Raw genomic sequence first — 14,540 nt, 5'->3', positions numbered from 1 at the left:
ATTTAATTGATTGCTGTTCTTTTTTTAACTATTTCTGCATAAAGACAAAGACCCCTTTTTTGTTTGCGGTCACAATATCGATTTTACCGTCCCCATTAAGATCTCCCGTTGAAAACTGTCTCCCCACCCCAGAATCGTTATCGATCAGATAAGGAACAAATTCTACCAAACCATTTCTATGTCTTAAGGTTTTAAACCAATACAGAACCGCTGGATCTTCGGCACCTGGATCACGCCCATTATGGGCATAATAGCATTTACCGGTTATAATATCCAATATCCCGTCATTATCAATATCTGCCACTTCCATTGCATGCAACTGACTAAAGGACACCCCATAAGTATTATCTTCTGGCCTATCGGTCATAACAATATGTTCTTTAAAATTGATATTCTCTTTACTTCCTATTTGTTCATACCAGGAAAGTCCATAGCCATGTCCGTCCATGGACGTAATCACGTCATTATCCCCATCGCCATCAATATCGAAGGCGTACATTTGGGCCCCACCTGTCCCAGGGGAAAATGGATATGCATGATAGACCCAAGTATCGCTGAGATTCCAAAAATCAGGTTGCTGCCACCATCCACTTTTCTCAATAATATCGACTAGTCCGTCCCCATTGATATCTCCCGCCCCCAATCCGTGGGAATACACAGGAAAACGTGTAGGATCCTTGACGGAAATAGGTAGGGCTTGCCAATCTTCCCCGTTATTTTTAGGAGACATACCTAAGACTAATCTTCCTTGGCTGAAAGCCAATAGTTCTTTCTTCGTATCTCCAATTATATCCATTAAGACAGGAGATTCATGGCAAACATTCCTCAGGGCGTTTAAATAAGTTGGCTCCACTACCATATCGGCAGTAAGAGGTAGCGATATTATTGCAGGATCTTTGATCCATTTACTATCCGAACCTGGAACCCCTACTTGAAGGATATCTATCCAACGGTTCCCATCTATATGGGAAGGGAACGTAAAAAAATTAGTGGAATACCCCTCTAGCCCCGGACCGGTAATCGGAAAATATTCTACTGGCGCATAGACGTAGACTTGTTCAAAACCAGGGCCTTTCCACCATATAGAACCTGAAATAATATCCAAAATGCCATCAGAATTCACATCTGCGATCGAGGCCCCTTCGGAAACATACTTGTCTAACAATTGTGTTTTCTCAAAAAACACCGAAGTAGATGGTATTTTTTGTGCCTGGCCCCATAGAGTAGACAGCAGAAACATCAATAAATATGGCAAAATTGATAAGGTGTTTTTTAAGAGTACCATTTAGTTTCTAAACTACTTTAATGTCTTGATGAATGCCAGTAGATCTGACACCTGTTCGTCCGAGTAATTGTCTATTAGGCCCTTTGGCATAAATGAACGACCTCCTAAAAAACCTTCAAAACTTATTTCCGAAGCTTGAATAAACCTGCTACTCCCTCCCATAAATCCTATGGTAGTGCCCCTTTCATCCTTTTTTACAAGATATCCCTCCAAGGTGCTACCATCTTTTTTAGTAACCCGGTAAATTGCATAACTACTTTCTAAAGCGGCATCAGGGTCTAATATCGCAGTCAACAACGCCTCATTTTCCCGCAAAGCAGAGCCATCCAAGGCCGGAGCAAAATCAAATCCCTTATCTCCCACTCTATGACACATAAAGCAAGTCTGGAAGAGTTTTTCACCGTTTTCTGGGTTACCGCCTTTCTTCTCTGCTATGACCATAAATCGATGCAATTTGGATTCAAAGGCTTTCTTCTCATTCTGGATCCTGTTCTTCACCTGCGCGAAAAGTTCTATTCCCCTTGTATCTTCTTTATTGGACTGAAATATCTTTTCCGCACTAGACAAGCCAAATTCTTGAGAAGTCAAAATTCCTGTATCGAAAAGCTGTTTCAAAAGTGTACCTCCTTCTTCGGAATTGGATAATATTCCGGTTACGGATTGTTTTTGAGATTGCCCCATTTTTGGTATTAATTCACTTAAGGTTTTATTGGCAGTTGATATATTCGTCTTGGCAAGTGCCTGGATTGCTGTAGCCCTCAAATCCAATTCTAAAAATTCCATTTTTGCTATCCGTTCAAACACCGCTTTATTTTCTTCGGGTTGGTTAATTAGTGCTAGCATCGCCAGTTTTATAGTTTCGGAAGAAGAAGTTTTATCTACAAAAGGGATAACCATGTTTCTTAGTGAACTGACATTTAATTTTCCAATAGCCTCCAATCCTAGATGTTGATGGGATATTTCTCGGCTTTTTAACAAAAACCTAATAGGCTTTATTAGTGCATTTGTCAGTTCGTTGGATTGTACCTTAGCTAAGTTTTTCAAAGTGAGCGTAACATGTTTTTCCGCTTTATCAATGTTTTCCAAAACTGGCAGGACAACATTTAATACATCCCTATTCTCCAACATTCCCGCCACAACTATAAATGTGGCCTCATCTAGGTTCTTATCATCACTTTGCTTCCATAAATCCACAAAGACTGCTTCCCGTTCCGCTTTTGGTAGTGCCTGACTTGCCCAGATTAAATTCGAAGTAGCATATTGGGATGCTTTTGATGATTTTACAAAGTCTAACAGTTCGTTCGGATAATTCTCTAGGGCCTTTCGGGCAAGATATCTTTCAAAATTACGTTCGTACGCCCCTCCCATAGCATTCCCATCAAGTGGTGGGTTACAGGCCCCAACTAATAGAGCTATGGTTTCCATATTTGCGGTTCCCACCGCATCCAAGGTTCTTAAGACCTGAGACCTAACCATAGGATTTTCATCCTTGGAGGGAATTTTCAATAAATGGGCCAAGTTATCGGCACTTAAGGAAAAGGATTGAAGGGAACGGACAACCTCCCTTCTTAGGTTATCGGATTCGGTATCCAAAAGGGATATCATAACCTTTTCATCGTAATGCTTTATTCCTTCAAGGGACCAAAGCGCCATTATACGTGTAATTTCATTTTGTTGAATATCAGAAACTAAAAGTAATAGATCTGTGGCTAGTTCCCGAGTTTCTACAATAGGTCGGTCACTTATCTGATGCCAAGCGGCACGTTTCGCCCAAATTGATGGAGATTTAAGATATTGAACTAGTTCATCTGTCCTTAGCTCATTAAAATCAGGAATATCCCGTGGTTTTTGCGATTTATGACGAATCCTCCAAATACGTCCGTGTGATTTGTCACGATCAGGATGTGTGGTTGCTACTTCATTATGGGATACTATTTTATTGTACCAATCAGCAATATATAAGCATCCATCCGGGCCAAACTCCATGTTGACAGGCCTAAACCAATCATCTTTTGAAGTTAAAAAATCTGGCAGATGTTCTGCCGAAACGGTGCCATCCTTGTTGCGTGCAATCTTAACTGCGTTTATAGCACTGGTAATAGGGTTTGCTATAAAGGCCACATCCTTCCATTCTTCTGGGAAGCTCCCTTCCAGATCGTCCGAAAAAGCAACTCCTGAAATCCCAGTTCCCCCTACGCGAAAACTATGCAATTCCGGCATCCACGGTTGGTAAGGACGTAGGCGTTCGCTTCCTATACCGGGAAAACCTGTTCCAATTTCCATGGGGACCACGGAATAACCAAGATCATTGGCCTCCATGCCATACCACTGTCCATTTCCTCTAAGCTTAAAGCCCCAAATATTGTTTAAACCCGAGCTGACCAATTCTATCTTTTTCGAATCCAAGGAGAATCTTGCTATTTTACTATAATCCAAGCGAATTTTGGCATCACTTATCAGGGAACTCACCTCTCCCTTGTTCAAAGCACCTTGGCTAAAATGGATCCAATCCCCAGGACCGCGAACCAATACATGGGCCATGGTATGAGTATCGGTAATTCCAAATCCGGTGAACAAAGGTGTACGTTTGTCTGCCTTTCCATCATTATTTGTATCCTCCAGGAAAAAAAGTTCGGAACCTTGAGCTACATAACTTCCATTTTTATAGGGCAATATACTCTGGGGTATAGCAAGTCCATCTGCCCATATATTGGCAGTTACCTTTTCTTTGCCATAAAGACCAGAAAGCACTAGTATTTTATCCTTTCCTTGGGTCTTGCCTCGGTACAAGTCCAAAATCCTTTTAAATTTGGGATCTTTTTCTTGTGCCTCTGGGTTATCCATAAGCTTTAATAGGTCTTGCCATGCTATATCAGAAACCGGATCTAAAGGATACATTTCGGCCGTCTGCGTCCACAACCTACCAGCATCGTCAAAAGCTAAATGGATAGGGTTCACCACACCATCTCTTTCACTAGCCACCAATTCCACTACGAAACCCTCAGGGACTTGAAACCCGGCCAATTCCATTTCTGGAGAATATATTTCTGTCCTTGAGGACTGTGTCTTTCGGTTATAATCGATTTTTTCGTTTCCTGTAACATCCCCGGATCCGGACATTGATGACTTTTCTTTACATCCTTGAAAAGCCAAGACCATGATCAAGCAGTATAGAAGGGATAATCTATTGATTTTCATTTATGTTGCTTAAATATTATTAATTACACTTTTCTAAAGCCTAGTAATCGTTATATTCCTAAATTCAATTTTCGCATTTCCACCACTATGCAATTGAATACCAATAACTCCCTTTGATGGAATTCCAGGGTCCTTTTCCATATACTCAGTGGTCTTCACCCCGTTGATATACAGTTCATGTTTGTTTCCTTTACACCGGATAATATAACTGTTCCATCCATCTTCTTTCAGGAGGTATCGTAACGTACTAAGATCTCCTCCTATAAGTTTAGCGCGCCGGTGCTCATCGTAGATATCCCCCCAATAACCTCTTCCAATATCCGCCTGATACCCAATAATTTTGTTCCCATCAATAATAGAACGGTATTGGATACCACTGTTGATTAAGCCAGTATCATGATCACCGGTTAAGCGAAAAAGAGCTCGGAATTCGAAGTCCTCATAACTATCACTAGTACGTAAATATGTGTTAGTTGGTATATTGGTGATGCCATCGCCACCGGTTATAACACTATCCACCACGGACCAATATTTTTTGTTTTCTTTATTTACTACTTCCCAACCCTTTAAGGTTTTGCTGTCAAAAAGAGAGCCTGTAAACGTGCTAGGCTGAGCTTTACAGCTTAGATTTCCCATAATAGAAAGAATCAGTACCAGGCACTTTTTACCCAAAAGGTTTTTTTTAATTGTAAAAAATTGGTCTATCCAGGTTTTAATCCTCCGAACTAATTTTCTTGTTTTGCTTACCTCTAAATTTATTTCCATGTACGGCATTTTTTTGCTATCAAATATTATGCAACTAAATTAGATTTAGGGTTGAAAAATAAGCTGATTTTTATAGCATTTTATGTCCCAGAACAGGTACTGGGACGTCCCAAGCCCCTATTTACGGTTACATTCAAGAGGAACGAAAAAAAATGAATCAATTGGGTTTAAATGAAAAAATTACATCAACTATGCTAATTGTAGCTGATATAATTTTATTCAAAGAAGAAAAGGTTAGAATATCTACAAGGTTGTGGTTTCCTTGCAAAATTTACAAGCTAATACCTCTGATATTATTAAGTATACATTATTTATAAGTTTGATTAGAAGAAAATAATCTGTCGTATTTTCATTGTCATCATCTTTATTTCCAAGAATAACGTGAGTAATATAAAATAAAGATTATAAGTATATAATAATTGGAATCATAAAAAAATAGGCCTACCAATAAATGAAGGAAATAAGTCCCTTACTACGAGTTATTAGGAACTTTTTCTATATCCTTATTTCCTCCACCGGTATTCCCCCAAGGAAACATTAGATATAATCAAACAATGGAATACTCTCTTCAAACATTTATAAGTCAATGATTCCGACCAAAGCTCTTTTTATATTCCGAAGGGGTACATTTGGTTATTGATTTAAATATCCTATAAAAAGAAGTTTTAGAACTAAAACCACTATTTTCTGCAATATACATCATTGTAAAGGCTTCATTTTGTGGATCTTTTAATTGCCTTTTAAACTCTTCGACTCTTAAATAATTAATGTAGTTTGTTAACGAGGTATTTCCCGCCGTTTCGAATAAATAATTGATCTCATTCTCCTCTATACCCGATATTTTAACAATATCATTTATACTCGGGTTCTGTTCTTTAAATATTTTAGATGTTTCAATTGAAGCCTTTAATTTCTCATATTTTTCCTTCTCTTCATCACTTACCTCCACTATGTGCTTCAATTGTTTTCTAGAAGTGACAGTTTTAAATAGGACGTAGGAAATTATAAGTACAAAAAGTACTGATCCCAAATAAAACCATATATTACTTCGCACAGGCTTGTTGTAAAAAACTATTTCGTCCACCATAATATGTCCCCATCCCTTAGAATAGTGGTCTACAATTTCAATCTTAGCCATTTGGCCTTTAAAAGGTGTTACATCCCATTGATGCGATCGCATCTCACCGTCATTTTGACCAACTTGAGAAAAAACAACCGAATCATTAACTATTAAATTAATACAGGTTTTATTTTCATGACCTCCTCCACCGATCAAAAACTTTATCCCATCATGGGTTATCTCAAAAGTTTTTGAAGTGAGTTTTCCCTGTTTAGAATCATGTGTCTCGCCGAAAGAAAAGGCAAAATACTCTCCATTAAATCCATTTACTGAAATAGGATAATAAACGTTGATCCTATTCCGGGGTACTTCGAATGCATCACCCTCCACCTTCCAATTATTGTAGTTACCACTTTCAAAATTCTCAAATATTACTTCTTGGGAATTCTTAAAATCGCTGAATACAATATTATCAACAATTATATGACCTAATGAATTCTGTTCGTAACTGGATGCCAATGCATCCACAATTTCTATCATTGCAATCTTACCCTGTAAATCACTAACATCCCAAGTAATTTCCCTTAAAGTATGATCATTTTTTCCTGTTGCAGTCCTAACAATTTTATTATTAATGATAAGATTTATACATTCTCTAGTTTTGTGTTTACCTCCTGCAACCAAAAAGCGGATATATTTTCGGTCTATTATAAAGTTGCCTGAAACTAATTTTCCCTGCCCTAAACTTTCTCCTGATCCTTCAAAATTCGAATATGCAAATAAATTACCTTGTACATTTTCAATTGATTCGGAAATCGAGTCTTGTCTAGTTGGTGAATTAAATGCTACACCTAATTTATTCCAGTTTTCGAAGTTTCCACTTTCAAAATCTTCAAAAATAATATCAGGTCCCTCAGCAGAGGAACATGACACAACCACAAAAACGAAAAGAAAAAGGAGACGAAATAACATTGATTCAACGAATAGTTACATAAAAAATGAGCAATAAATATACTGATGTAAAATTCAGTATCAAAGTTATCAGATCTCAAAGAAACATTTTATTTAAAAAACACTTAAACAACATAATCAATGGAAGCAAAGGCTTCAAATTTAATAGTTATCACTATTTTATAACCTACTTTAGCTTGGATAAACATGGTGATTTTTAACTATGAATAAATAACCCCATTTCCGATAGAGTCAATCTCCTTCAACAGGCCTGATGACTTCATAAATACGAAATGGGGCTTCTCCTTTTAGATCAGGATTTATTCCTATATGTTCGGTTCGATTGCTACAAGGATAAAAAGAGGGCTACAACCCAAATATATCCATGAAGGGCTACTATTTGAAAACTATACACCCATAATTTTCAAATAGTATTAATCCCCATGGTCGGCTAAAAAACATCCTCAATCCTAGATGTTAACTTTCAATGCTATTCTATTTTTTTTGCTAGAATATTTAATACGTTTTTACCATTTTCAATCATAGCTTCAACTCCGCCTTCTGGTTTTGCAGTAATATTAAATTGTGCTACTACTTTATTTAAATAATCGAGATCTTCAAGCATATTTTTGCTTTTTAAATCCTCCCTCAATATTCTGATCTTTTCAGCATCTTCAATACCATCACGCAAAGTTTCAAATCGAATTGAAGTTCTATTGTCCGGATAAACCAAATAGGTGTCTCCGGCGGGCCAAGCGCTAAACCGTGAATCTTGCAAGGGGTTTTCTACCCAACTATTGTAAGCCCAACGCAAAAATCCATCAAAATCTGCAGCAATAGTGTACCAACCAATAAACACACCTTCTGCCGGAGGTGAGAAAGTAAAAGTATTCGGAAACCCATCTGAACAACACACATAATGAGTACTTATATATTCATTAGCTCTTCTTTTTTCCAAATCTTCCTGATCTACAGGATGTCCAAAAGCTACCGACATATCTTTTAAAACATCAGGGTACAATTTATAACTCTTATGATTGTCTGCAAACGATACCCCAAATTCTGGAGCATATTGGTTAAGTAAGTCCAGCATGGCTTTCATTTCTTCGGGCCCTCTTTCATCCATCGCAATTCTGGTAATATTATTCCAGCCTTTTTTTGTCAAGTGCTTTTTAAATTCTGTTAAAAATGGAATCCACAAGGCTTCATATTCTTTGGTTCCAGGAGCTGCTTTAATTTTAATTTCTTTATTTTCTTTTTCATCAAAATAATAAAACTCATTCCCCCAAGGAACCATCGAATAACAACTTATTTGTTTTTTAACGCCCAAATCCATCATAAACTGAACCCACTTGTCAAAAATGTCAAAATCATATTCCCATGTGCCATCTATCTTCTTTTTCCATTTGACCATAGTTTCAAATTGGTCAAAAGTTTGTCCGCCCCAAGGCCGTTTATTTAACGACACGGTAATTACCTTCTGTCCAGCATCTGCCAATCGTTTCATAATTGGCCTTAACAACTCCCAATGTTCTACAGACCATACTTCTACTTTATGGAATCGGGCCACGGCAAAAGGATTTTGCCATAGGTCCAAATGAAATTTCCAATCTGTTCCTTCTGGAAGAACCTTATCTATTACATTCAAAGTAAATTCAAAAGTTTTTGAATCCTGCCCTTTAATATCTAGGGTAACAGTACTTTTATAAGTTCCTGATACGGCATCACTTGGAACATCTATAGTTATCCAAATTGGTCTGGTTTCTTGTGCTTTTACAGCATATGAACTTACCTCATCTAAAGCATCGGCAGCTAAGGACGATGAAAAATCTTCTGGTTTTCTGTACCCACAACCTTCAGCAAATTCATCTGTAATCACATATTTTACAAATCGCGCTTTAGCAATACTGGAAGGCAAGAGGTGCCCGGAATTTGATTTAAAATCAGAAATTTCAGTGCTTACATGATTAATAGAATCATTACTCCATAGGACTAATTGACTTGAAATACGCTCCCCTTTCCAAGCATTACCTGTCCAAGTTGTTTGTTTTTCCAATTTAGGAATGACACTTTTTACAAAACGAATGTTTGTGGATGTTACTGTAGCTTGCAATCCTTTTGGAACCCCTTCCCAATTTTCATCTTTATTAGGTGATGGATCTATAGGTTCTTCAAAAGTTTGAGCAATTACAATCTTGTTTTTCTGTTCACAGCTGACATTAAAAACAATTACTAATAATAGCCCTAAAATTAATTTATTCATTTTAATCTTTATTTATTTACTTTTTATATATGTGCTTTTATTTTTTTTTCAATTCTTTATTTACAATTAGCCAATAGTTGTAAATAAAGAAGTCTGGAAATCCCATGTTTTTGTTTTTACCGACAAAAAATATTTTTTTCGAACTCTTCAGAAGCATTAAAAGTACAAACAAGGTTTTAATCCGCAAAACATTAAATTTATTCCATAGCTGGATGCCCAAACATTGTACCGATGAGTGCCATGGTAAGAACGGGAGCAGCAAATGTAAAAGCTACGAACAATTCGTGATCCTAACATTGGGACAGCTGAACTATTGTATTACCCTATGCGATATTTATATTGGAATAAAGGGCAGAGATACCTTTATTACTGATCTCTGACAAATTCAAAGGCACGCCCGTTTCTCAGTGACTGGAATGAAAAACGGAGTCTAAAATTCTTCAAAAACCTCTATTACAGACTTTTAATCCGATAAAACAGAGTGTTGAAATATTATGGTCAAGGTAATATAAAGCACGACTATCAGCTTATGTTTATCTATGTTCGATTGAGCTACGTTTCGGACAGTCAAAGGAGGGTTAAAAACACATCCCTGTTAGGACGATGCTTTGATGATACCAGATAAACAATATACCTGAGACAACAATTCTTGACAGAATAATATAATCCTGCTTGTACTATGGATACGTGTAAAATGAAATTTTTCCACATATGGATTTTCAGTTTTTTTTTTAATCTTAGGACTTCTAATAAAAGTAGAAATGTACTTATCTCTATTAAATAATTCATTCCGTAATTTTACCTGCATTTATCCTCAGCCCAATGAGTCAGGAAAATTGATCATTCTCAAACGACAAATGATTCTTAAAAAGCTTTGCTTCAAAACCTGTTTCTAAACTTTCCATCTTCCCTGGTTTTATCAAAGAATCGGAAATGGCTCCAGGCAAGCTATGCCTCCCTGATATGAAGAGTTCTATAAAACTGACCTAAGAAGGGCGAAGTATCATTCTCTTAGGTAGCCTAAAAAAACTCAATTTCGCAAGATCGTTCAATGGGGCATTCGGTTTAAAATCTAGATCCCGTCCTCCAGCAAACAAATAGTGACCAAGAATAAAAAGAACAACCAATTCCTCTTCAAAAGTGTTTTGGATCAATCATTACGGGTTGTATTACCCAAGAAGTAGGCCTCATCCCAACTCCCTCATCCCAACTCAATGATGTCTTTTGAAACGAGCCACTAAATTTTCACCTTTTCTAAAACTTATCAGCCACATTTATCAAAGCTTGAAATATAGCCATGGTATATTTTGAAACATTGGATTTCTTTATGCTATCTTAAGTGTTTTCTAAAAATTAATTTTAAATTTGTAAGTTATATTTTATAATAGATCTTGAAATTATTTTACAGATGGGCAATTTTAGAAATTGACATCTGAGATGAAAAAAGGCTGCACTTTAAATATGGATGAAGAAATGTTCTTTTCCTTCAACACTAATTTAAAGAGAAATAGAAGGAAATTATTCTTGGTTAAAAATTGAAATGCATGGGACTACCTGCTTAGGTAGTGTAGACAGGGAGGTAAAATAATTATATAGATAAACAAATTTATATTTAAAAACACCACTTACTACTTTAACCATTAGCCAACCTCCGGGTACAAAAGCATAATTAATGACACTAAAACAATTAGCGGGCGACTACTCCATAATAGGTAAAAATCAAGATGACACCGAAAACACTTATAGAGGAATTCTATCCTTGTCCTTGGACGAAAACAATAGAATCATTGCCAAATGGTTAATAAATTCTAACCAAGAACAAAAAGGAACTGGCTTTTTTAAGGACAATATATTGGTGGTTAATTTCAATTATCAAGGCGATGACAATGCTATCTATAAAGGCGTTGCTATCTATCGTTGTTTAACGAAGGATGTACTAGATGGCTTTTGGTCAGAAAAACACGGAAATCCGTTATATTTAGGAGAAGAAAAATGCTTTAGGATCAATTCTGAAACGCAGTTAGTGGACTGATCGAGAAATTATCAAACTGAAAATGACTTAAACAAACACCCATACAATGGCAGGGTACGATACTATTACTGAAAGTAATTGGTTAAGGAAGAAAAAGAAACTAATATAAAAATCTGTAAATTTATTTTAGGGGACTATTTTAGACACTATGCCTTAAACTGTGTAAGTTTTAAGGCATAGTGTCGGATGACGGAAATGCTGCGCTTCGAAAATTTATCTAACCTCTAGAATTATACCTTTGAAATAACTAAAAAATTACCTTGGCATACTTAATTATAAAGATGATTTATAAATGAAGTTTAAATTTTATTTTGTAAAACCTACCATCATATAAGGTAATTAGATAATTATTGCCCTTCATTACATAATTCCTCTTTTTTGGAAAAACTAGTAGTACATCCTCTACCCTTTTCCTCTGCTTAATGCATTTTATGCTTATTTTCTATCCATAGTTCTGGGGAACATTATCTAGGGGTTTATTATGTTTTGAATGTACTCACCCTTCCCGAATTATGACTCTATGGACGTTTATTTTGCCCAAGTGAACAGTTTTAATTTAGAGCATAGTTTAGATTCAATACTCCACAAGTCTTGGTTCTTAGAATAATTCTATTGTTTCAAACCAATGTTTTCCTTCAGGAGTCATGACCAGTTGTGGTGGTGATATAAAGGATATATGTCCGTTACATCCTATAAACCTTCGTTGTTTTTAATCTATCAGGCCTCCCTTTTTCAGCTCTTCTCCAATTCGGGTAGATTCATTTGGATCTAAGCAAATATGGGATATGCGCAAAAAGCCCCTTTGTTAGTTTTTGTATAGAAATTCTAGTATGGAACGATAATTATTCATTACAGAATAATTTTATCATCCTGTATGTAGTTCATTTTTGGCAAAAGAAGTAGTTTAACCTATAAGAGGTCTAAAATATTAATTAAAATTCTTACAAATATAATTTTAATAACTTTTGTTTTATTTTTTGTTCTTATCCATAGCTAATCTTACTATTTATATTTTTTTATAACCAAAGTTACAAGGCAAGAGTTGTGCATGTAATTAAATGGGGTGCCCTACCAAGAATAATGTTAAAAAAACAGAAAAGGGTATCTATAAAATATAGAAACCCTTTTCAATGATTTTAGCTTTTAGTGATCAAAGATACAAAGTCTCTTTAATCTTCTAATGTAGGATTGAAAGTACCTCCCCATCCAACATTTTGTTCAAGTTTGGTATTCCGATCCAAAATTTCTTGCTGTATTGGAAAGAAGTAATATGACTCCGGTACTGAGCTGACTTTAACCCCACTAAACGGCACCTGAAGCACGCTATATTTAAAGTCGGTTTCAACCAATTCATAATCGTCAGCTTTATCACGAGCCTCTCCAATTGGCATTTCGGTACCATCCTGATTTATTGCAATGGCCTCTACTCCAGATTTGGTTTTGTTGTCCAATCGATCCAGCATTCTTAGTCTTCTTAAATCCCAAAATCGGTGGCCTTCAAAACTAAATTCTATATTTCGTTCGTGCAATATAGCCTCTCTCATTTCTTCTTGGTTCGTGGCGACAATTCCGTAATTACCATCCACTCCAGGCTCAATGCCCGCTCGCTCTCTAATTGCTCTAAGAATATCCATTGCCTCGCCTAGTCTTCCTGTTTCGTTTGCTGTCTCAGCGTAATTAATCATTACTTCTGCAAAACGCATTAAAACATAATCTACGTCGTATTGCTGAACCTCGGCCTGCGTATAACTGAGTCTTGAAGCCTTCAAAATAAAAAATCCGCTATATCGGTCTAAGTTAGTAGAATTCACTGCAGCTTTTGGATTTACTCCAAAATCATCGAGCTCGTGGGCTACTCCTAACGCGGTGTATTGCCTTTTTCCTGATTTTCCCGACACCTCGTACACTTTCCCGTTCCATACTATCGACTTACTGAATCTAGGATCTCTATCTGACCAGTAGCTGCTCAAAAGTTCATCATCAGTTTTAAAGTAGTTCCCAGTTGGGTCATTATACTTTTTTCCATCTAACATAGGGAATTCCTTCACGAACTCCCAAGTAGGAGTTACAGAAGCAGGGCCACGGCTTTCTGAACCAGGACGGGCCCCTGCATCCCAATTTGCTGTTTTATTAGGATAGGTGTTAATTACCGCAAAAACAACCTCCGGACCTCTTTCTTCCAAAAAGATATCGCTGTAATCTTCCGTTAAAGCATACCCTTGAGACGATAATTGTTCATAGGCTTTTTTGTTTATTGTATACGCCTCTTCCCAATAGCTGTTAGACCAAGGGTTGGACGGATTAAATTGTGGAGATGCCTTATAGAGGGAAACTTTTGCTTTAAATGCCAATGCAAAGTTACCGTCAATTTTCCCATAATCGTTGGAGGCCCGGTCAATTCGCTCAGGAAGTAATGAAATAGCTCTATCTATGTCTTCTGCCAAAAGATTAAAACTTTCCTTGGTTGAATTACGTGCTACATAAAGATCGTCGTTATACCTATCTTGAGGTTTTGTAATATATGGTACGCCACCGTGATATTTGATCATTTCAAAATATATGTAAGCCCTCATGAAATAGGCCTGGCCTAAAATTTGATTTTTAACTTCTTGGGTCAAGGTGCCATTCTGAACATCTTCTATAGCTTGGTTTATCAACCGAATCCGATCGTAATCCCAATATTTGAAATTCCCATTTGAAATCGTGATCATATCGGGGTAAAACCGAATACCGGTCAATTGCTGGGAATAACTGTCCCGACCAATATCCCAATTGCCAAACATGGGGTATAGATTCGCCATATAGGCATTGGCCAAATTCTCATCGTTCCACAACTGATCTGGATCGTAATTATTGATATCTTCAATATCCAAAACATCTTCGCAACTAGTTAAAAAGGAAGAGGTCATCAATAGCATTCCAAAACAGGCTATCAATTTTATTTTAAAAGTTCTTTTATATTTCATCTGTTTATTCTTCATGTCTT

Annotated in this window: 7 protein-coding genes; 1 reads left to right on the top strand and 6 read right to left on the bottom strand. The window is 36.6% G+C overall.

The window, feature by feature from the left end; all coding sequences use genetic code 11:
• Positions 1-28 precede the first annotated feature (28 nt).
• The 5 genes from BUA16_RS02885 to BUA16_RS02865 all read right to left on the bottom strand — a co-directional run bounded on the left by BUA16_RS02885 (position 29) and on the right by BUA16_RS02865 (position 9,522).
• Positions 29-1,285 (bottom strand): FG-GAP repeat domain-containing protein, encoded by a 1,257-nt coding sequence (locus BUA16_RS02885; protein ID WP_072763138.1) that lies wholly within the window; start codon positions 1,283-1,285, stop codon positions 29-31.
• A 12-nt stretch (positions 1,286-1,297) separates the two neighbouring features.
• Positions 1,298-4,483, bottom strand: a complete 3,186-nt coding sequence (locus tag BUA16_RS02880) for a DUF7133 domain-containing protein (protein ID WP_084668409.1) — start codon at positions 4,481-4,483, stop codon at positions 1,298-1,300.
• Between the two features lie 33 nt (positions 4,484-4,516).
• The gene (locus BUA16_RS02875) at positions 4,517-5,248 is read right to left on the bottom strand and encodes a 3-keto-disaccharide hydrolase (RefSeq protein ID WP_218616749.1); all 732 of its coding nucleotides are present in this window, start codon (positions 5,246-5,248) and stop codon (positions 4,517-4,519) included.
• 583 nt (positions 5,249-5,831) lie between these two features.
• Positions 5,832-7,280 carry a helix-turn-helix domain-containing protein gene (locus BUA16_RS02870; RefSeq protein WP_072763136.1) on the bottom strand — a complete coding sequence of 483 codons (1,449 nt, stop codon included), beginning with the start codon at positions 7,278-7,280 and terminating at the stop codon, positions 5,832-5,834.
• A gap of 469 nt (positions 7,281-7,749) precedes the next feature.
• A complete protein-coding gene (locus BUA16_RS02865) occupies positions 7,750-9,522 on the bottom strand; it encodes a DUF4091 domain-containing protein (RefSeq protein ID WP_084668408.1) in 1,773 nt (590 codons plus the stop codon).
• 1,672 nt (positions 9,523-11,194) lie between these two features.
• On the opposite strand from BUA16_RS02865, the gene BUA16_RS02860 reads away from it, so the two are divergent.
• Positions 11,195-11,554: a hypothetical protein gene (locus tag BUA16_RS02860; RefSeq protein ID WP_072763135.1), complete on the top strand. Its 360-nt coding sequence runs from the start codon at positions 11,195-11,197 to the stop codon at positions 11,552-11,554.
• A 1,169-nt stretch (positions 11,555-12,723) separates the two neighbouring features.
• Here the strand turns inward: BUA16_RS02860 and BUA16_RS02855 are convergent.
• Complete coding sequence (locus BUA16_RS02855) at positions 12,724-14,520, bottom strand: RagB/SusD family nutrient uptake outer membrane protein (RefSeq protein ID WP_218616748.1); 1,797 nt, start codon at positions 14,518-14,520, stop codon at positions 12,724-12,726.
• Positions 14,521-14,540 lie beyond the last annotated feature (20 nt).

It is taken from the genome of Arenibacter nanhaiticus (assembly GCF_900141935.1).
In the GTDB taxonomy this organism is placed as follows: domain Bacteria; phylum Bacteroidota; class Bacteroidia; order Flavobacteriales; family Flavobacteriaceae; genus Arenibacter; species Arenibacter nanhaiticus.
The sequence above is the reverse complement of the archived record's forward strand: the minus strand, read 5'-3'. Positions and strand labels throughout refer to the sequence as shown.